The 21,657-nt window shown below is 71.1% G+C and carries 4 protein-coding genes (1 of these 4 running past the window's edge); all 4 read left to right on the top strand.

Going from position 1 to position 21,657, the window contains the following annotated elements:
- Window positions 1-47 precede the first annotated feature (47 nt).
- Complete coding sequence (locus tag OG500_RS11820; RefSeq protein WP_329579519.1) at window positions 48-2,252, top strand: hypothetical protein; 2,205 nt, start codon at window positions 48-50, stop codon at window positions 2,250-2,252.
- Between the two features lie 146 nt (window positions 2,253-2,398).
- Complete coding sequence (locus tag OG500_RS11815) at window positions 2,399-2,842, top strand: YbaB/EbfC family nucleoid-associated protein (RefSeq protein WP_327066511.1); 444 nt, start codon at window positions 2,399-2,401, stop codon at window positions 2,840-2,842.
- Window positions 2,835-3,140 carry a hypothetical protein gene (locus tag OG500_RS11810; protein ID WP_327066510.1) on the top strand — a complete coding sequence of 102 codons (306 nt, stop codon included), beginning with the start codon at window positions 2,835-2,837 and terminating at the stop codon, window positions 3,138-3,140. The genes OG500_RS11815 and OG500_RS11810 overlap by 8 nt, the downstream gene beginning before the upstream one ends.
- 56 nt (window positions 3,141-3,196) lie before the next feature.
- On the top strand, window positions 3,197-21,657 hold the 5' portion of the coding sequence (locus OG500_RS11805; protein ID WP_329579515.1) for a protein-glutamine glutaminase family protein. The gene runs 16,651 nt beyond the window's last position; the window shows 18,461 of its 35,112 coding nt (coding positions 1-18,461); it begins with the start codon at window positions 3,197-3,199; the stop codon falls past the right edge of the window.

Raw genomic sequence — 21,657 nt, 5'->3', positions numbered from 1 at the left:
GCCCGTATCCCTGATCAACCATCCAACGCGCTGGGAGTCGAACACACGTGGGAGCCTGGGAAGACACCATGAAGAGCCTGGCCGGTACCGACGTGGCCGGCGGCTCCGTCGACCGGGGGGACGTGGCCAAGCCCGGCAACGGCGACTGGGTGACGGGTTACGGAGTCTCCATCGTCGACGCCTCCACATGGAACTGGGACAAGCCCCCGTGGGACGTCAACTGGCTCTCCGACGCCTTCCAGGTCACGACCCACACCACGGCGAGCGGCAATCCGCACCGGGACGACTACGTCCCGGCCGGTTCCTCCACCGGGGTCTACTACGTGGTGGCCCACTGCAACACCAACTGGTCCGACAGCGGTATGAGTGACAACAGCAAGTGGTCCAAATTCGTCAGCTTTCCGAGATCCATTCTGCCCCTGCTGGTCAACAGCCCGCACGAGACCCTGGGCAGCACGAGTCTGCCGAGCTTCGACGCGGCCGCCGCGATCTTCGGCAAGGTGAGCACCTTCATTACGAACCAGCAGAAGTACATCAGTGACTGGGCCAAGGAGGTCGACAGCGAGGACAGCGACTTCCAGGGCAGCGCGGCCGGGGAGCTCAGGTCCTACCTCGACAGCCTCGGCACGGCCCTCGGGGACCTCCAGCACCAGATCAACTGGCCCAACGATCCGGTTGCGGCGATCAACGCTGCCAGTACGGCGCTCCGGGGCCCCAATGGCTTCCTGGCTCTGCAGAACGCGTACAACGCGTGGTACCCCGTCGCCAGCCCCGTCTACCAACTGAAGCTCGCGCTGCGGGATGCCATCTGTGGAACGACGGGCGGTAAGCCGACGGTCAAGCTGAACAGCCTGACCGACTACTCGATCACCACGTTCGACGGCAAGGCCGTCAACAGCCAGGACTTCTTCAACGCGGTCGAGACGAGCGGCAAGAACTACTGGATCAACTCGATCGTGACCAACCTGGACGCCGGCGTGACGACGTACGCGAAGGTCGCCGCCCCTGCCTTCACCGCCGTCAAGAGCGCGGTCGACAAGACGCTCACGGTGCAGAGCCCGAAGGGCACCGCGATAACGCCGCCCGGTGGTGGCGACGGCGGTGGTGGCGACGGCGGAGGTGGTGGCGGCGGTGGAGCCGGTGGTGGTGACGGCGGCGGCGGTGCGCCGCCGCCCCCCAACGTCAAGGACCTCGGGCCCGGTGCGGGCGGTGGCGGTGGGAACAACCCGAACCTGCACATGCCGCCGCCACCGCCCACGGTCACCGACCTCGGCCCCGGCGGCGGTCAGCAGCGGCAGCAGTTGCTCGGCCCGAACGGCCAGCCGCTGCCGGGTATGACGGCGCCGCCCGGCTCGCACATCGACGCCAACGGTCATGTGATCGGCCCGGACGGCAAGCCGGTGCTGGGTCCGGACGGCAAGCCGGAGATCGTGCCGAAGGGCAGCACGATCGGTCCGCCGATCGCCTCGTCCTTCGGCGGCGGCCCGTACATGGTGCCGGCCGGGTCGCACGTCGACGACAACGGGATGGTGATCGGCCCGGACGGCAAGCCGGTGCTGGACCGCAACGGCAACCGCGTGTACGCCGGCAAGGGCGCCAAGATCGACAAGGACGGCAAGGTCCTCGACCCCAACGGCAACCCGGTCGACGATCAGAGCCAGCTGCTGGCCGACGAGGAACACGCGATGGGTGACTCGATCTCGCCGCTGAACCCGAACCTCGGTGGTGGCGGCGGCATCGGTTACCTGCCGCCCCCGCACGAGATCTTCGGCAGCTCGCCGCTCAGCTCGGGCCTCGGCGGATTCTCGGGGGACTCGTACGCGCCGAGCATCAGTGGGCTCGGTGGTGGACTCGGCGGCGAGTTCGGTGCCGGACTCGCCGGTACTTCGTCGCGGCCGCTCCCGGCCGGCAGCATCAGCAACGGCGAGGGCGTCATGGCCCTGAGTCCCAGGGCGGTGGCCTCCGGCGCGACGCTCTCGCCCAAGGAAATCGCGGCACAGGAGGCCGCCCAGCAGGCGCAGGCCGAGCGGGCCGCGGCCAGCGAGCAGGCCGAGGAGGCCCAAATGATGGGCCGCTCCGTCGCCACCACCGGCGGCGCCGGAATGCCGCCGATGATGCCGCCGGGCGGGGCGGGCGCGGGGGCAGGAGCCGGACAGAACGACAAGGAGCGGCAGCGCACCACCTGGCTGTCCGAGGAGGAAGAGGTCTGGGGCACCGACAGCGGGACGATCGGCGGTGTGATCGGGCGCTGAACGGCATCCGGTGCCACAGCCGTAGCGAGCTGAACGGTACCCGGCGCCACAGCCGTAGGTACCAGATGACGAGCTGTGCGCCGACGCGCATCGGCCCCCGGGGAAATCCGGGGGCCGATGCGCGTCGCCGAATCGAGAGGTGCGAGATGGCGGTTTCCCCGTTCGCGGAGCAGATCGAGCAGACCATGGCCAACCTGCGCGAGCAGCAGATCAAGATTGCCGAGGCCACCAAGGAGTTGCAGGCGAGCACCGCCTCGATCACCTCCAAGGACCGGATGGTCACCGCCGTGGTGGGCGCGCAGGGCCAGGTCGTCTCGCTCACCTTCCACACCACCGCCTACCGCTCTATGGCCCCGGCCGAGCTGTCGAAGGTCCTCACCGACGTGCTCAACGAGGCCCGCGCCGACATGGGCGCGAAGGTCACCGAGTCGATGCGTTCCTTCCAGGGCCTCGGCGAGATGCTGCGGAACTCGATGACCGGCGGGACCGAGCTGGACGAGCTGCTCGCCCCGCTCCAGGCGATGCGCCCCAGCGTGGCGAGGGGCCAGGCGGAGCGTCAGCACGGACGGCAGGAGGAGTTCCGTGGCTAACCGGCTCTCCGCCCTCTCGGACCTGCAGGGATTCAGCAAGTTCGGCGACGCCTCGGACATCCTCAAGCGGATGCAGAAGAAGGTCGACGAGATCAACAAGTACAACAAGGACTCGGCCGGCAACGACGACATCGGCAAGCAGTACCACCAGACGGTCGACCAGCCGACCTCGGACCTCACCGACCTGCTCGGCCAGGTCAGTGACGCGCTCGAGAAGGTCCGCCAGAGCGGCAAGTCGACCTCCGACCTCTTCAACAGCTCCGATCAGGACCTGGCGGACAACGTCAACGGGTCCTGATCCGACGCCGCCGACGCCACTGCCGCCACTGCCGCCACACCAGGAGTGCCACCCGCATGTCGATTGAGATCTCGGACGGGCTCGCCAAGCTCTTTTCGGGCCTGACCGGCATGCAGTGGCCGCAGGCGGACGAGGACAAGCTGCGCGCCGTGGGCGACGACTACAACGACGTCTCTCAGGACATGCCCCAACTGAGGGACGACATAGCCCAGTTGGTGTACTACTGCACCACCCAGATCGAGGGCCAGGCGGCCGACGCGTTCGTCTCGACCATGGGCCAGCTGATCGGCAACGGCGGTGGCGACGACTACCTCAGCGCGGCCGGCAAGCAGGCCGCCGACCTGGCGAAGACCGCGCACGACACCGCCAACCAGGTCGAGTACGCGAAGTGGATGACGATCGCCCAGCTGGTCCAGCTGCTGGCCGAGATCGCCTGGGCGATCGCCTGGGCGCCGTTCACCGGCGGCGCCTCCCTGGGCGAGATCGTGGCCGAGAAGCTGATCGCGGAAGGGATCATCCGCAAGATCTTCGCCTGGCTGCTCGACAAGATCGCCATGCACACCTTCCTGAGCATCGTGGGCGGCGTGGGCCTGGACGCGATCATCCAGATGGTGCAGATCGCCGAGGGGCACAAGAGTTGGAGCGACTGGGACACCAAGTCCACCCTCCAGGCACTGGAGTTCGGTGCGCTCAACGGCCTCATCGGCGGACCGCTCGACCTGCTCGGCGGCGCGCTGGGCAAGCTCTTCAAGAACACGATCGGCAAGAGCCTGGGCAAGGACGCGCTCGAAACCGCGTTCAAGGACCTGTCGAACGGACTCGCCAAGGACGGGCTCAAGACGCTCTCCTCGGACGCGCTCAAGACCATCGAGAACGACCTGCTCAAGACCGTCGAGAAGGACGGCCTCAAGACCGTCTCCAACGATGCCGCCAAGACCGTCGAGAAGGACGCCGCCAATGCGGCCGAGAGCAGCGCGGCCAGGGAGATCCAGCAGACGGCGGCGCGGAAGGCCGAGCAGTCCGCGGAGAAAACCGCGGAGGCCGCGGCGGAGAAGACCACCGCGGCTCAGAAGGCGGCCATCGCCCAGGCGGAGAAGACCGCCGAGTCGGTGTCCCACGTAATGTCCGAAGGCCTGTCGCGGGCGACCAAGGACGGCGAGGCCTGGCTGGAGAAGGAGGCCGCCCAGAAGTTCGGCCGTGAGCTGGGCCAGACGATCGGCCGCTTCTCCCACGAGTTCGGCACCCACTTCATGTCCGCCGCCGAGAAGTTGGACGAGAAGGCGCTCGCCAAGTTCGAGGGCGAGATGGGCAAGGTGTTCCAGGAGCACCTCAGCGGTCTGCTCGGCAAGGAGGAGTCGCAGCAGCTCGGCAAGGACTTCGGCAAGGTGCTGGCCACGGCCAGGGCCGCCGAGGCCAAGGGGCTCGGCACCCTGGACGGCGGGATGCGCGACGTCCTCAAGAACGCGGGGATGCACGGCGGTGCGATCGACACGCTGGCCAAGCAGGTGCCCGGCCTGCTCGACAAGGTCGGCGGCAACACCCCGCTGTTCAAGCTGGGCGCCGCACTCGGCGACTACCTGAAGAGCGGGGTGCACAACAGCCTGACCGAGGGCTTCTACAACCTCACCTTCGGCGACGACCACACCTTCTCGCTCACCTGGCAGACCTTCGTGTCGGGCATCGGCATGGGGGCCCTCGGGCACGGGCTCCACGTGGCGGCCGACCACACGTTCGGCAAGAAGTACGTGGCGTGGGCGAAGGACTATCTGGAGGAGGAGAACAAGGGCGCGAGCGGGAAGTTCTACGGACCGCTGCACCCGCTCACCCTGATCTCGCTGCTGGGCAACCTCAGCGGGCACTCGGCGCCGTTCCCGGTGCCGCGGCCCAGGAGCACGCAGGAGGGGGAGAACGAGGGGTCGGGGAGGAAGTCGGGGTCGGCGTCGGGGTCCGCCTCCGGCCGGCCGAGGACGCAGTCCGCGGGCGAGGAGGAGCAGCTGCCGGCGTACTCCCCCGAGCGACTGCCGGAGTACACCCCCGCCGAGGCGCCGCCGACCTACTCCGCCGGCCCGACGGAGTCGTCCGGCTCGACGCATTCGTCCGGCGAGGAGCCGGTGGGGGCGCCGCAGCGGCGGTCGACGGTCTCGCCCGGGGGCGGGCAGGAGCAGCAGCACGAGCAGACCGAGCAGCCGCCGGCCACCGAGCCGAAGACGGCCACCGCCGGGAGCGAGATCCCCGCTCCGGCGCGGCCGCGGATGACCTCCTCGGACTCGCCCACGCCCGCGCCCACGCATCGCGAACCGGCGCCGGAGCCCAGGCTGTCGGAGCCCAAGCCGTCCGAGCAGCCGAAGGCGTCGGAGCTGCCCGAGGTCCCGGCGCCGCCCAAGGCGTCCGAGCGGCCGCAGACCTCGGTGGACCACGAGCAGCAGCCGAACTCGGCCGAGCTGCCCACTGCGCCCCGCGCACCCCACCACAGCGACCCGCCCATCGTGCCGTCCGGGCCCCGCGAGAGGGTGGTGACCGAGCAGATCGGCCGGCCCGGCCAGCCGCAGCAGACGTATCGAATCCACCAGCCCGACCAGCCCGACCAGCCCGACCAGCCCGACCAGCCTCGGCAGCCCGAGCAGACCCACGAGTCCGACCAGCCCAACCAGTCCGGGCACACGGACCCGTCGCAGCAGCACCAGGGCCCGGTGCCGCCGGTCCACGAGACCAACGAGCAGCCCGACCCGCAGCAGCCGCAGCCCGAGCCCACCCGCTCGTACCACTACACGCCCGCGCCCGAGTTCACCAAGAGCGTGCCGGAGGCTCGGCGCAAGGAGGTCGACGAGCGCGCCGAGCAGTGGCAGCAGGCGCAGCGCGACCTGCAGGACGCGTACGACGCCAAGCTCCGCGAAGCGCTCAAGAACCCGTCGCCGAGCCCCGAGGACGGCGAGCAGCCGGCCGCCCCGGCGGACGCGGAGGCCGAGGCGAAGCTGACCGAGTCCGTCGGTCGCAGCCTGCCCGGGGGCGTCGACCAGCGGGTCGCCGAGGCGGTCCGGCAGCGGGCCAAGAACCTGATGTACGAGCAGCTGAAGGCTCGTCCGGAGGAGCGCGAGCAGGTGCTCGCCGAACTGGACGGGCTGGCCCGGCTCGCCGGTGTCCGCGAGGCGGCGCTGCAGGTCGCGATGGAGCGCTTCGACCGCGCGGTGACGCTGTGGGGCACCCCGTCCCGTCGCCTGGGCGACGGCGGCGAGGGCGAGGCGCCGACCGGCGGGGCCCGCAGGGACATCCCGCCGACCACCCTGGCCAAGATCCGTCGTGAGATGTCCGGCCGGTTCCGCAACGACGCCGAGAAGGCCGTCACCGAGCTGTACGCCAAGCCGGAGGACGCCGCCCAGGAGGGCAACGCCAGGGCCGCCCAGCGGGAGCTGGCGGGGATGCTCACCCGACTGAATCACGACCTCGACCTGCGGGCCGACTACGAGACGGCGCTGGACCAGGTCGAGCGCCTGACGACGGAGACCGCACGGTCCTGGCGTTCGCGCGTCGACGAGACGGACAGCGAACTGCTGGCCTCCGTCAAGCTCCCGGAGAAGGCCGAGCTCTCCGAGGAGAGCCTGGAGCTGATCAAGGAGTCGCTGCGCGACAAGCTCTCCGCCGACTTCGAGGAGATCGCCGGCTCGACCCGCTCGGCCGCCGGCCACTTCGCGCGGGCGCTGGCCGCCCACGCCGACGGGCTGCCGCACGAGTTCGCCGTCCAGGCGACGCGGGAGGCGGCGATCCGCCGGGCCGTCGAGGCCACCGAGAAGGCCGTCTCGACCTGGGGCAAGGACGGCGGCCAGGACCGGCTCGTCCCGGAGCTGGCCAAGACCCTCGGACTGACCGACCTGCAGATCCACCAGGCGCGCGGCGTGGTCGGCCGCGAGCTGGCGAAGGAGCTGGACGAGCAGGTCACCGTCCACCTGAGCCTGCTCAGGGGCGACCGGAGGACGGTCTCCGTCGAGCCCGGCGAGGAGGTCGTCGAACTCGACGTCCGCGACAAGAGCACTGCCCCCGGCGAGTCCGACGGGGCCGCCGCCGAGCCCGGCACCGAAGGCAAGGCCCCCGCTGCCGCCGAGGCCGATCTCGCCAAGAAGATCGCCGAACTCACCGACCCCAAGCGCCTGTACGACCGGCTGAACCTCGAGGCCGCCCGTCAGGCCATGACGAGGAACGCCGAGGCGGCCGCCGGCGACGCCGCAACGCGCGGCGGGCTCCCCCCGGGGAGCCGTGAGCGGGTCCGGCAGGCCCACGTCCGCCGGGTCGGCGAAGCCTTCGAGAAGATGTTCCGGCGGCCGGGTGACCTCAGCCAGGGCCGTGTCCGCCAGGCCGTCGAGGCCTACGAGAAGCTGTCCCGGCAGTCGGGGGACCTCGGGGCTCCCGAGTCCGCGGGGGGCTGGAAGGCCCTCCAGGCGGACCTCGACGCCCTGTTGACGTCGCATGTCCTCTTCGAGACCGAGGTCATGCCCGCGCTCAAGGACGCGGCCGAGGGCTTCGAGGACCTCGCCGCGGAGCACAGCGGGAGCGAGGCGGCGAAGGCCGCGGGCCACAGCGCCACCGAGGCGGCGATCGCCGACCTCAAGCGCGAGTACGGCGCGGACTTCTTCGACAAGTACCACGAGCTGTGGGGCCCGGGAGACCTGGACACGGCCCGCTGGCGCGAGCACGAGCGCGCGGACGGGGACGTCTTCGCGCACCAGGAACGGCCGGTCGAGCGGCGCACCGAATCCGCGGAGCCGACCGAGGAGCAGCACGCCGAGCAGCAGCACGCCGAGGAACCGCACACCGAGCAGCAGCACGCCGAGGAGCACGTCGAGGCCTCGGAGAGCGAGCGGCGCGTCGCCACGATCGAGGACATCCTCAACGGCACCGCGCCGGCGCGGCAGGAGGCCCCCCAGCGGCCGGACGAGCGGCAGGAGCCGCAGAGCCGGCTCCCCGACCTCGCGTACGTCGACCTCGCCAATCCGCGGATGGAGGAGGCGCTCTACGACTTCCCGGTCGACAAGGAGCACTTCGTCATCGCCCTGGAGGTCGGCAAGGACGGCCCGCTGGCCTCCGTCGCCCAGGTGGTCGAGGACCTCCACCAGGCGTACCTCGACGACCGCTGGGACAACACCGTCCCGGTGCGCTTCGTGGCCTGTGGGCTTGCCCACGACCACGAGGCGTACGTGCATGCCGTGGTCGACACCATGCGCGCCGAGCACGGGCTGGGCATGGACGCGAAGGCGGCGAACGGGCCGGTCCTGTTCGCGCCCAGCCGCACCGGCGGCGCGGGCGAGCTGGTGGTGGCGCAGCACGTCGGCTACGACGCCGACGGGCGCCCGGTGGTCTTCGGCGCCGGCCACTGGCAGGAGTACAGCTCCGGCCTGGCCAAGGCCCCGGTGGTGGAGTCCGGGGTGCCGGAGGGCTACCGGGAGGTGGCCACCAAGGACGAGATCGACACGCTGTTCAAGGGTGTCGTCGCGTTCGGCGCCAACCGCGAGCTCTACAAGGACCCGGCGTACGTCACCAAGTCCAAGGAGTTCGAGACCCGGCTGGGCGGCTACGCCTACGGCCGTCCCGAAGCGGTGAAGGCGGCGCGCGGGGTCGTCACCCGGCTCTTCGAGGTGCTGAAGGCGGCCCACGAGGACCCGACCGGGGAGACGGTCTACAAGGTCTTCCTCAACGACGCGGTGAGCTCGGCCGGCCAGGTCGGCACGCACCTGACGCTGGACGAGTTCACCGAGATGCTCGCCCACGGCAACCCGCGCGAGCTGATGACGGCGTTCTACAACGCGGCCTACGTCAACGACTCCAGGTTCAACCTCAAGAACCTGCTCGTCGAGGTGGCCGGCTCCCGCGACCTGCAGAGGGGTGAGCAACTCGGCCTCAATCTCCATGAGTTGAAGGCCCACGGCGACTTCCTGAACAGCAACGTCCGCTCGCTGCTGGACGCTTCCGTCAACACGTTCACCAGCAAGCGGGAGTACACCTTCGCGAAGGACCCGTTCGCCACCGGTGCCTCGATGGCCCGCTCGGGCAAGGCCCTGGAGTACCTCAAGAGCAACTCGGCGCGGAAGGTGATCCCCGCCGATCAGCGGACCCTCAACCACCTGCCGTCCGACTACGACCTGCTCGGCGCGTCGCTCAGCCCGCGCGAGACCGAGTTCCAGAACCGGCAGCAGGACCCGCAGAGCCCGCAGGGGCCGCAGCGCTCGCTCACCTGGCACGCGGGCCGCGACGCACTGGCGCTCAAGGAGAACTCCTGGACCAAGCAGACCGCCGACAAGGGCCTGTCGACCATCGCCGGCCTCTCCGCGACCGCCGCCAAGATGATGGGCGGCTACAAGGTGCTGGACGTCGAGGGGGTCTCGCCGAAGGACATGACGCTGGCGCTCTTCGGGTGGATGCTCACCCCGGGCGACCACTCGGTCTACGAGATCCTCAAGGGCATCGAGCTGTCGGGCGAGAAGCTGGACCTGCCGTCGGGCGCGCTGGACGACGCGGCCACCATGCTCCAGCACCTGCCCGGCATCACGCCGGACCAGCTGCGGGCCCAGGTGGGCGAGAACGGCATGCTCCCGCACGAGGTGGTCTACCACGACAAGGTCAACCTGCGGGAGCGCAGGGCGGATCTGGAGACGCGGATCGGGGTCGTCGAGGCGGCCGAGGCCCTGGGTCACGACGAGGGTCGGCAGGAGTCGCTGCGTCAGCTGAAGGAGGAGCTGGCGGCGCTGCCGCCGGCGGACTCCGGCTTCGGTGAGCCGGGTTCGGGATCGCTGGCGAAGGTGCGTGCCCGTCGGGCGGCCTTCCAGGCGATCGCGGACGGCAACCGGGCTGGTCGCGGCCGGGACACGCAGGAGCTGATCGATCAGCTGGACCGCTGGCTGGCGGACAACGGGATGACCGCGGCCGAGGTGCTGCGGACGATGACTCCGGCGCACTTCGAGGCGCTGGCGGTGTACACCGGTCCGGCCTTCAAGCTGATCAACCCGCTGATGAGGGCCCCCGGCCGGATGAGCCAGCTGGTGCTGCGCAGCGAGGCCCACAAGGTGCTCCGGATGCTCCCCAAGGACGTCCCGGCCGTGCTGAAGGACCACCCGGACCTGCGGGACCTGGTGCGGCAGCCGCTGCACCGGCTGACGGGCCAGCAGAAGGCCGAACGCCTGGCGAAGATGGACGAGATCGCCGACCGGCTGATGCCCGCCATCGAGAAGGAGATGCGGGAGCACATCGAGCTGGTCAAGGAGGCGCTGAAGCAGCTGCCGCCGGTCAAGGGCACGGTCTACCGCGGCGGCACGGCCGTGGGCTCGAGGGCGAGGTCGCTGGAGAACAACGACCTGATGAGCACCAGCCGCGAGCAGAGCGTCGGCAAGAACTTCACGCAGTCCGCGAAGCCCCACCCGGCCGCGCACCGGATCCTGATGGAGATCGAGCTGAGCGGCGCCGGGGCCGGGCGGGACGTCTCGGCGTTCTCGGTGATGCCTCCCGAGAAGGAGGTGCTGGTCGAGCCCGGGAGCTCGTTCAAGGTGACCGGGCGCCGGGCCGGTGAGACGGACGAGGCGTACAACCCCAAGCCCTACGAAGTGGTCAGCGCCAAGGAGCGCGATCCCGAGTTCCCGGCCGAGAACGGCCCGAACCCGGCGGTGAACCGGGCGGACGCGCAGGAGCTGTCCTCCGCGCTGGCCGACCTGGCGGGCGTGACGCGGGTGGAGCGCCGCGAGGACCTGTGGCCGCTGGCGGAGAAGATCGGGGCCGGGCACGGGGCGTCGGGCTCCGCGCAGGTCACCCACCTGCTGCTGCCGGGCGCGGCGATCCGTGCCGCGGGCCTGCGGACCTGGTGGACGGGCCGGCTGGCGGCCGATCTGCACGGCGGCGTGGACAGCCTGACCGTCGAGCAGCTGACGGCCGTGCGGCGAGCGGCGGACGTGGTCCGTGCGGACCTGGGCCTCAAGCACGACGCCCAGGTCGGCAAGGATGAACTGGACAGCTACATCCGGAAGTTGAACGGCTCGCCGGACGATGCCCGGGTCAGTCCCGCGGACCGGCAGCGGCTGGTGGAGACGGTGGCCGGGCTCAAGCAGCCGGGTCGCCGGGTCACCGGCCAGGAGGTGGCGGCCGCCTGGGGTGGCGGGAGCACGGACCACTCGGCGCACGACGCCGCCGCAGGGCCGGGGCCGCGGCCGCGGGTGGCGTGGATCGGGGACGCGCACCCGGAGCAACTGCGGCTGACCGGCGAGGTGTTCGCCAACTTCCCGGCGGACGACCGGTTCCAGCCGGTGGCGATGCACACCAGGGACGGTGTGCCGACGCGCAACGGCGAGCCGATCCCGGCCGTCGAGCTGGCGAACGAGCTGCTGGGGATGGCCGATTGGGACCGTGCCACGCCGCTGCAGTTCGTCGCCTGCGACCTGGGCAGGATCGACTCGGCCTATCTGGCCGAGGTGATGACCGAGCTGTGGAAGCACGGAGCCACCGCGGACGCCTACGCGGCTGACGCGCCGGTCTGGTTCGCCCCGAAGGTGCCGACCCCCGGCACGCACGACGGCCCCGGGGCGGGCGACCTGGTGGTCACGGCGAAGCTCGGCTTCGACGCCAACGGCCGCCAGGTGCTGGTGCCGGGCGGTCACTGGATCAAGTTCAGCCGGCCCAAGGACGGTTCGCTCGAACCGGTCACCGAGCGGCTGGGCGCCACCCTGCCGCTGGAGGGCGGCTCGCGTCCGCGCCCGGACAACTACCTGCCCGCGGCCGAGGACAGGATCACCGGGGACATACCCGGCGCGGTCAAGTTCGGGGCCGGCGCCGCGAAGAGGGGGCCGGAGCCGGAGCCGGCCCGGCCGCTGACCGATCCGTCGGTGGAGGATCCGCTGACCCGGCCGGACGTGGAGCCGTGGCTCGAACCCGGGCACGAGTCGGAGTCGGAGGACGGGTTCGAGGCGGAGCCGCAGGCCGAGCCGGACTTCGGGCCGGAGCCGGCGCGTCCGCTCACGGACTCGTCGGTGGAGGACCCGCTGACCCGGCCGGACGTGGAGCCGTGGCTCGCGTCCGCGCACGAGTCGGAGCAGCAGCACGAGCAGGAGCAGGTCGCCGAGCAGCAGCAGGCCGTCCAGCAGCACGTGGAGGCCGAGCAGGAGCACCGGGAGGTCGTCGAGGAGGCCCAGCAGCAGGTCACCGAACAGCAGCAGGAGCAGGAGCCGGACCAGCACGTCACGCAGCAGCAGGACGAGCCGGTCACCCAGCAGGAGCAGGTCACCCAGGAGCAGGTCGCCCAGCAGCCCCAGCACGACCAGGCCGCCCAGCAGCAGGTCACCCACCAGCCCCAGCACGACGAGATCACCGAGCTGGTCGTCGCCCCCGCCCCCACCCTCGTCCCCCCGCACGCCCCGGCCCCGGAGCGGCCGACCGGCCCCGAGGCCCCTCAGCGGTTCGCGGACCACCACCTGGCCGCCTATGACGTGCTGCGCGGTCTGGACCACGACGAGGCCGTCATCGACCAGCTCACCCAGCGGTTCTCCCAGGCGCTGCACGGCGACGAGCCGGCCGCGCGGACCCTGGCCGAGTACCTGTTCGGCAGCGACACCCTGCAGCCGAAGCTGTCCGCGCTCTCCCGCGGCGATGCCTGGGAGGTGCCGTTCTCGGCCGGCAACTGGTCGGGCACCGTCCGGGTCCGGGCCTCGGTCGAGGGCGGCGAGTACCTGGAGACGGTCGACAAGTTCGAGTTCGAGTACGGCACGGAGCACCAGTCCTCGGTGGGCATCACCGGTGACACGCTCTGGCAGTTGAGCCTGGGCGGGCAGGCGAAGTTCAAGTTCGGCAGCAACGGTGACCTCACCGAGGCGCTCGCCTACCAGCACGGCTGGATGCGCGGCAAGAGCAGCGTCGACGCCAGCCGGACCATCGCCCGGGGCAAGACCGTCGAGCCGGCCGCGCTCTTCCGGACCAGGTTCAACCTCGCGGTGGAGTTCCGCGACGCCAAGCACTTCGGGGTCGACCGTCCCGTGGCGGTGACCCACCAGGATCCGCTGGAGCTCACCGGTCAGGTGGCCGTTCCGGTCCGGGAGACCGGCAGCGAGCCGAAGGTCCTCGACCAGCACTTCACGGTCCCCACGCAGGTCGTCGAGCAGCACCGGCTGGCCGGTTCGCACATCGTCAGTGACGTCTGGGTCCTCAAGGACCCGGCCGAGACGCCCGTGACCGCGGCCCCTGGCGAGGGGGCGCCGCAGCATCAGTTCGACGACTTCGTCGCGCAGTTCGACGAGCAGGCCCGGGAGTTCTTCGGCAGCGAGTGGCCCGACCTCAGGGCCAAGCTGGTCGACGAGGTCGACCTGGTCACGCTGCACCAGGAGCTCAAGGGCCTGATGTCGGGCCAGGAGCACTCCGTCGAGCTGGTCGGCCCCGCGCTGGTCAGCAGGAGCGGCGTGAGCCAGTTGGCCCGGGACGTCAAGAACCTGCTGCCGGGGCAGGAGCGGTCCGCCGAGTCGGGCGGGCTCAACCGTCCCAGCTCCGTGATCACCTTCAAGCGGGCCACCGTCGCGAAGATGCAGCAGGTGGACAACCTGCCGACCACCGAGTTCACCATCGGTACCGCGACCTCCCGTTCGCAGGCGAAGCAGGCCACCGACAGCGACAGCCTGCAGCTGCCGTTCCCCGGCACCGGCAACGGCGCCGCGAAGGCGGGCTACGGCGGCGGCAGTGGCGGCCTGCGGTTCGGCCGGGACAAGGTCGACCTGAAGGGCACCGGCGACGACCTGGCGCTCACCACCAAGCTCAAGTCGCCCGCCGTCGTCTACCAGGGCGAGGCGAGGCTGCAGATCGAGTTCCGGCAGACCACGCGCGTCGGCTCCGTCAAGGAGGAGACGGCGCTGGCCGGCCTGGGCTTCCGGGCCGTGGTCGACCGGGCAGAGGCGCAGGAGGTGGCGATCACCACCGACCCGCTGACCCAGGAGCGCTCGCGGCCGCCCGTCTTCGAGGTTCCCGAGGCGCCAGAGGCGCCCATGGTCCCCGAGGTTCCCGAGGCGACCCAGCACGAGACGGCGCCCGACGAGATCGAGCTGACCCCCCTCCACCCGTCCGGGCCCGCGGCCACCACCGAGCCCGACTCCAGCTCCGTCTCCGAGTCGGTCTCCGAGTCGGTCTCCGAGTCCGAGACCACCGTCGAGTACCCGAGCCCGCCGGACGAGGTCTGGAGCGAGGACCCGGACACCACGGGTCTGCCCGACACCACCACCGTCCGCGACCTGCGCGACATCTCCCCGCTGCACACCCAGTTGGACCGGGCCGGGCGGGAACTGCTCGGCGAGAAGCGCTGGCGGGAGATCCGCGGTGAGGTCCTGCAGACCTTCTCGCACTCCTCCGTCTCCGCCCACCTGACCGCGATGACGCGCAAGGTCTCGCTGCACACCCCCGAGGTGACGGCCGGACCGCTGAAGAACGTGCACATCTCGCTGGTCGCCAAGGTGACGGAGATGGCGCACAAGCGGCCCCAGGAGCTGGCCGACCTGAACACGGTGCGCGAGAGCAGCATCTTCCAGTCCTCCCGTCGCCTGCTCTCCGACACCAAGAGCGTCCAGGTGCAGGGCGGCGGCAAGATCCCGCTGAAGCAGGAGGAGGAGCTCAGGGACATCCACGGGAAGGCGCTGAAGGACAGCCTGCAGATCAGCCCCACGGTCAGCCGCGAGGTCCGCGACCGCGACGGCTGGCGGGACGGCGAGTCCACCAAGAGCTACGCGAGCGGCAAGTTCCGCAGTCCGCAGGAGCTCTTCGACTCCAAGGTCGAGCTGGAGCTGACGTTCAGCCACGGCGACCGCACCGCGCCGGTGGACCCGATCGAGCTCCGGGCCGAGCTCGGCCTGGAGCAGAAGCTCACCCACAACCACCCGGAGGGTGCGAACGACCAGGGCGCGGGCGGCGTCTTCACCGGCCCGGCCCGGCGGACCGAGGAGCAGGCGGAGGAGCAGTCCGACCAGCACGTCGGGGAGCATGCTGAGCAGCAGTCCGACCAGCAGTCCGACACGTCGTCGGTGCAGGCGCCGAACGCTCCGAAGCGGCTGGCGGGCGGCCGGCTGGACCACTCCGACGTGCTGGTCAGCCTGGGCAACGGCGGCCACAAGGTGCTCGCCGCGGTGAAGAACACTCTGACCGACCAGCTCGGGAGGGTGCCGGCGGAGCTGGCCGGGGACCTCGCCCAGCGGCTCGACCCGTTCGCGCTCAAGTCGGCGCTGTCCCGGCTGAGCCGGGGCGGGGACATCCGCGTCCCCGTCGACTACGGCGGCTGGCACGGCGACGTGGTGGTGAAGGCCAGGCTGGACCGCTTCGCGCACCAGGAGTCCGTGACGGGCTTCGAGTTCGAGCTGGGCGGCCAGCAGCGCACCTCGGCCGGGTTCACCTGGGACAAGCTCACCCGCACCAAGATGAAGATCGCGGTCAAGGGCAACGGCTGGCACCTGACGGCCAGCGGCGAGTACGCCCGCACGACGGACTCGGTGCGGGGGCTGAGCGTCGACCGGACCGGCGGCACCGGGAGCCGTGGCAAGAGCGTCGAAGCGGCCGATCTCTTCGACGGGAACGCGAAGTTCGACATCACCTTCCGGCCCAAGCGGCTGAGCCGGGCCCTGCCCAAGCCGCCGGACGTCGACGTGCCGGCCGTGGTCGCGGTGCCGCACCGCGACGTGGTCCGGGACGAGGCGCAGCGGGAGGCGGAGCGGGCGGCGCAGGCGGCGGTCGCCGCGGGGCAGCCCGAACCGCCGGCAGCGCCGAACCTGATCGACGCGCGGGGCGGCCGGCTCGGCTCCTCCGACATCGTGACCAGCGTCGTCCCGCTCACCGAGGTGCGCCCCGGGCAGCGCCAGGTGGACGCGGTCATCGACCGGATGGACACCTGGGGGAAGAAGGTCCTCGGCTTCGACTGGCCGGGGATGAAGACGAAGCTGGCGGCGGAGCTGGACTTCGAGCGGCTGCACGCGCTGCTCAAGCCGATGATGTCGGGCCACGAGATCCTGGTGACGCACAACGGCGCCAAGGCGTGGGTCTCGGCCGAGCTGGCCACCCTGACGCACGAGGGTGACGCCCCCGAGGTCGAGTTCAACACCGGGACCAGCGCCCAGACTTCGCTCACCAGCTCGGACGGCGCGACCAACACCGGCGGCGGCCACGCGAACGCGATCACCGTGGCCCTGCTGGGCACCAGCGACCCGCTGGGCACCGGCACGGCGCTGACCGGCGGCGTCAGCGTGACCGGTGCCCGGGGCGTCGACCACCTGGACCAGCAGAGCGGGTCGTCCAGCACCGGCACGGCCGTCAAGGCCAAGCTGGCGGCCGATGCCCTGGACGGCACGGTCCGGCTGAAGGTCCGCATCGAGCGCAGCCCGCTGGTGAAGGTGGCGAGCCCCGACAAGGTGCTGCCGGGCTGGGCGCGCAGGTGGCAGGCCGAGCGCTCCCGGGGCGAGTCCGAGCAGGCGAGCCCGTTCAAGAAGGTGCTCGACGCCGGCAAGGGCATCGTCGCGCGGATCGGCTTCTACCAGCAGTACCACGCCAGGGTCGAGGTCGGCGTCAAGGTGCTGGCCGAGTCCGGCCGGTACCGGCTGCCGGTCGAGCACACCCCGACCACCGAGCACGCTCCCGCGACCGAGCACACCGCGCTCACCGAGCATCAGCCGGTGCCGCAGAAGACCGTGTACGCACCGCCGTCGGGGGTCTTCACCCACGGCCTGCGGGACGTGGACGTGCTGCGCTGGATCCAGGACTCCTCCGGCGTGCGGGACCTGATGAGGAACTACGGCCCGCGCGCCTTCGGCCGCCGGGACTGGAAGTCGATCGAGGCGCTGACCCGGAACTCGCACAGCCACGCCCAGCTCTCGGCCCGGTTCGGCACGACCTTCTCGACGCCCTCCTCGGGCCACCGCCGGCTCGTCGACGACCTGAGCGTCAAGGCGACCTTCAAGGTCGTCCACCTGGACTACCAGGGCGAGAACAAGAAGGCCGCCCTGAGCCCGGCGAACGAGAGCTCGGGCGGTGCGCGGCACATCCGCCTGGACTGGCAGCAGGAGAGCGGCCAGCTGCAGTTCGGGGCGCAGAGCGAACTGCGGGGCGGCTACGACGTCACCGCGACGGCCAGCGCCGGTCTGAGCCACCGCGGGCGCGAGGGGGCGAGCGAGGGCACCGGCGGCAAGGTGGTGGCCGGCGCGAAGATCCCGACCGAGATGATCCGCTACGAGGGCAGCGCGCAGGTCGAGCTGACCTTCAAGAAGGGCGACAAGGAGTGGGTCGAGCGCGGCCTGGTCCCGGTCGAGCTGGAGATCCCGAAGGCGGACACCACGCCGACCGTGGTGGCGAGCGACCGGCAGGTCTTCTTCACCCCGGAGAACCACAGCGGCGTCGCCCGGGTCGCGGACATGGCCCGCGCCCTGGCGACCGGCCACGGGCCGGCCGACGTGCACTGGCCGATCGAGCCGCTGAAGGGGGACGAGAGCGAGAGCACCCTGCGCAGCCGGCGGGAGATCGAGGAGGCGCTCGCCCACATCACGCCGGACCCCGACTCGTTCACCCTCGCGTACCACAGCACGAGCGGCCACGGCGGCCCGACCTGGGAAGGCCGCCCGGTGTCGGCGGCGGAGCTGGCCGACGTGCTGCTCGACCTCCACGACCGGGGCGTCTGGGACGGCCGCCCGCTGCGGCTGCTGGGCTGTGACGCGGGCACCAGCGACACCCGGCGCCCGGCCGGTGCACCGGACACCCCGCGCACCGAGCCGCATGCCGAGGCCTCCTTCGCCGCCTCGGTGCTGAAGGAGATCCACAAGCGGCGCCCCGACATGGCGCTGGAGTCGCTGGCGCCCGCCGGACAGCTCTGGGTGATCAGGCCGGAGCACACACCGGACGGCCGGAGCCGGATGCTGGTGGGCTCGGCGGTCGGCTTCGACGCGGCCGGCCACCCGGTGGTCACCCCGGACGGGCACTTCCGGCGGATCACGCTGCCCGCGGGCCGGGACGCCAGGCTGACGGCGACCGACCTGCCGGTCGAGCCGCACGAGCAGGCCACCGGTGCCCAGCAGATCGTGCGCCCCATCCCGGAGGGCGGGGCGACGGTGTTCGGCCTGCCCAAGCAGCCGCTCTACGCGAACGACCACTATGCGGCGCACGCCAAGGAGTTCGAGGAGAGCCTCGGCGCATTCGCGTTCCGGCACCCGAAGGCCCGGCAGGCGGCGGGCAACAGCGTGCGCCGGCTCTTCGAGGCGCTGAAGGCCGCCCATCCGGAGCTGGACGAGGCGCAGGTCGCCCAGGTCTTCCTCAAGGACGACAAGGGCTCGGCCGGACAGGTCGGTGAGAACCTGTCCCTGGAGCAGTTCCACGAGATGCTGCGGAACGGCAACCCCAGGGAGCTGATGACCGCGTTCTTCAACGCGGCCTACGCCAAGGACTCGCTGCTCGGCCTCAAGGCCGTCCTGCTGGACGTCCTGGCGAAGAACGACGAGGCGCGCGCCAGCGCCATGGGGCTGGACCTGCACGAGGTGCGTGCGCAGTCGGACTTCCTCAACGGCGGGCTGCGCGCCACCCTGGAGAAGCTGCCCGGCGTCGGCACGATGGCGCAGAAGGACTTCTTCGCCACCGCGGGCGTCATCAAGCAGGGCGATGCGCCGCTGAAGAACGCCGCGGAGTACCTGAGCAGCCTGAAGGCCCGGGTCCGGCGGGAGGACGCGCTCAACACCCTGACCGTCGACGAGCTCAACCGGCGCGGTATGCCGCTGAGTTCGCGCGAAGCGGCGTTCCAGACCGGGCCCGACGGCCGGGTCGGGCTGCAGTGGCAGGCCGGCGCGGACCTCTACCGGCTCAACGACAAGACCGGCTGGTACGCCGGGGCCCACGACGACAAGGGCATGGCGCTGAGCACCGGCATCTCGGCCACCACGGCGAAGATGCTGAACGCCTTCAAGCTGCTCAAGGTCGAGAACACCAGCTCGCAGGAGATGCTGCTCGCGCTGATCGGATGGATGCTGCCGGTCGGTGACCACTCGCTGTACGAGATCCTCAAGGGCGCCGAACTGCTGGACGAGCTGCCGCCGCTGCCGCCGCACGCGCTGGCGGACGCGGCGACGATGTACCAGCACATCCCGGGCGTCTCGCAGCAGGAGGTGCGGGAGCAGGTGGCGGTGGAGGGCATGCTGCCGCACGAGCACGGCTACGACGCCCTGGTCAACACCCCTCGTGAGCAGGGCGGTTACTTCGACGACAAGATGGTCAAGGCCCGGCAGAACCGGCAGCAGTTCGAGGCCGCGCGCGACGGCGATCCCGACGTGAAGCAGGGCGTCACCGACTGGCTGGCCCACAACAACCTGACGGCCGCCGAACTCCTGGACAAGCTGACGGTGGCGCACTTCGAGGCGCTGGCCGTCTACACCGGGCCGACCTTCCCGCTGATCAACGTGCTGCTGCGGCACGGCCCGGCCACCCGGCAGGCCGCGCTGGCGTTCCAGGTCAAGAGCCTGCTGGACGACAAGCTGCTGAACCAGGTGCCCTCCATCCTCAAGGAGAACCCGACCCTCAAGGCACTGCTGAACAACACCCAGCCGAGGAACCGGACGCTCGAGCAGAAGACTCAACTTGCGCTGGCGATACCGAAGCTGGTCCCCGAGATCGAGCGGGAGCTGCTGGTCCACACCGAGCTGATCAAGGAGTCGCTGGAGAAGCTGCCGCCGGTGTCGCAGCCGCTGTGGCGCGGCGACCGCGGCTGGCTGCGGCGGGACTCGGCGTTCAGCGGCCGGCTGCTGAGCAGCAGGCTGGTCAACCGCGACTTCCTCAGCACCAGCACCGACCGCTCGGTGGCCGAGAGCTTCGCGAACGGCCGCAAGCAACTCCCCACCACCCACAAGGTGCTGATCCAGTTCGAGCTGAAGGGCGGCGGCAGCGCCTACGACATCGAGCCGTTCTCGGTCAGCGCGGGCGAGAAGGAGGTCCTGATCAAGCCGGGCGCCTCCTTCGAGCTGTCCGCGCCGCACGGGCAGCAGCGGACGGATCCGTTCGAGGTGGTCGTCGCCACCGAGTCGACGCCCCCGCCGCCGCCGTTCCCGCACGACGGTGACGAGAACCGGGCGTTGCACGAGGTGCTGACCAAGCTCGCCAACGTGCCCGAGCTGAAGACCCACGAGGACCTGTGGCCGCTGGCCGAGCACATCGGTGCCGACCACCGGCGCGGGCTCGCCGGTCAGGTCACCGACCTGATCGCCGGGCCCGAGGCCCGCCGCGCGGCGACCGAGCACGCCTGGCGCACCGCCAAGCTCACCCTGGAGCTGACCGGAACGCCCGAGCGGGTGACCCTGGACGAGCTCACCAAGGTGCGCCGTACTGCCGACCTGGCCCGTGAGGAGCTGGGGCTCGACGCCGACCGCCAGCTCACCAAGGCCGACCTGGAGCGCTACGTCCGCCGGCTGAACGGCTCGGCGGAGACGCACCCGGTCGCGCCCCGCGACCTCGACCGGCTGGTCGGGCTGGTCGACACCCTCAAGCGCCCGGGCCACGCCGTCACCCGGCAGGAGGTGCGGCAGGCCTGGAACCACGAGGCTCCCCGGGCGACCGACCTGGTCGCGATCCCCCAGCAGCCGCACACCTACTGGATCGGCACCCGGCACGGCGACTGGAACCACCTGACCCGCGAGGTGTTCGGCCGGTTCCCGGACGCCGACAAGTACCTCACCCTCGCCATGCACACGGTCGACGGCCTGCCCGTGCTGGACCACGCCGCACTGGCACCCATGGACATCGCCCGCGAGCTGCTCAGGCTCCGCGACGAAGGCCTCTGGGACGAGGACAAGCCGCTGCGCTTCGTCGCCTGCGACCTCAACTCGGAGCTGAACGGCGGGTACGCCCAGGAGGTCATGCAGCACCTGTGGGACGCGGGCCTGACCAAGGCCGTGGCGTACGCGGCCGACGGTCCGGTCTGGTTCAGCGACGCGCTCACCGAGCAGGGCGCGGCCGACCGCGGGGTCAACGGCCACCTGCTGGTGACCGCCAAGGTCGGGCTCACCGCCGCCGGTCGTCCGGTGATCACGGAGGGCGGCAACTGGCTCAGGATCAGCCACGGTGCCGCGACCCCGGAGAAGCTCGGCCCACGCCTGCCGGAGGACACCGGCGCCGCGCGCTACCCGGAGGTCCCCGAGCACCGGATCACCGCCCCGATGCCGGGCGCCGTCCGGTTCGCGATCAGCCGTCAGCAGGCCGACACGCTGTTCCACGACCTCGTGGCCCGGGCCGCCACCGCGCCACCCCCGGACCCCTTCGCCGTCAACGAAGCCGACTTGCCGATCTCCTTCGACCACCCCGACGACGGGTGCTACAACCGGGCGCACCAGATGGCCCTGCACCTCGATGCCCAGGGCGTCCAGTGCAAGAAGATCTTCGTCACCTACCGGACCGGTACGCCGACGAACTACTCCGAGGCCCTCGCGGTGTCGTCCGACCTCAGCCGCACCGCGCTCCCGGGCTGGCCGGGCCCGATCAACTGGGGCTACCACGTCGCGGTGGTCGTCCAGGT

It is taken from the genome of Kitasatospora sp. NBC_01250 (assembly GCF_036226465.1).
Taxonomy (GTDB): domain Bacteria; phylum Actinomycetota; class Actinomycetes; order Streptomycetales; family Streptomycetaceae; genus Kitasatospora.
Note: the sequence above shows the minus strand (reverse complement) of the source record. Positions and strands in the feature narration are given on the sequence as shown.

Bases quoted from the DNA above. Each gene is read 5' to 3' on its own strand.
- OG500_RS11815 (WP_327066511.1), top strand. From the start codon at position 2,399: ATGGCGGTTTCCCCGTTCGCGGAGCAGATCGAGCAGACCATGGCCAAC.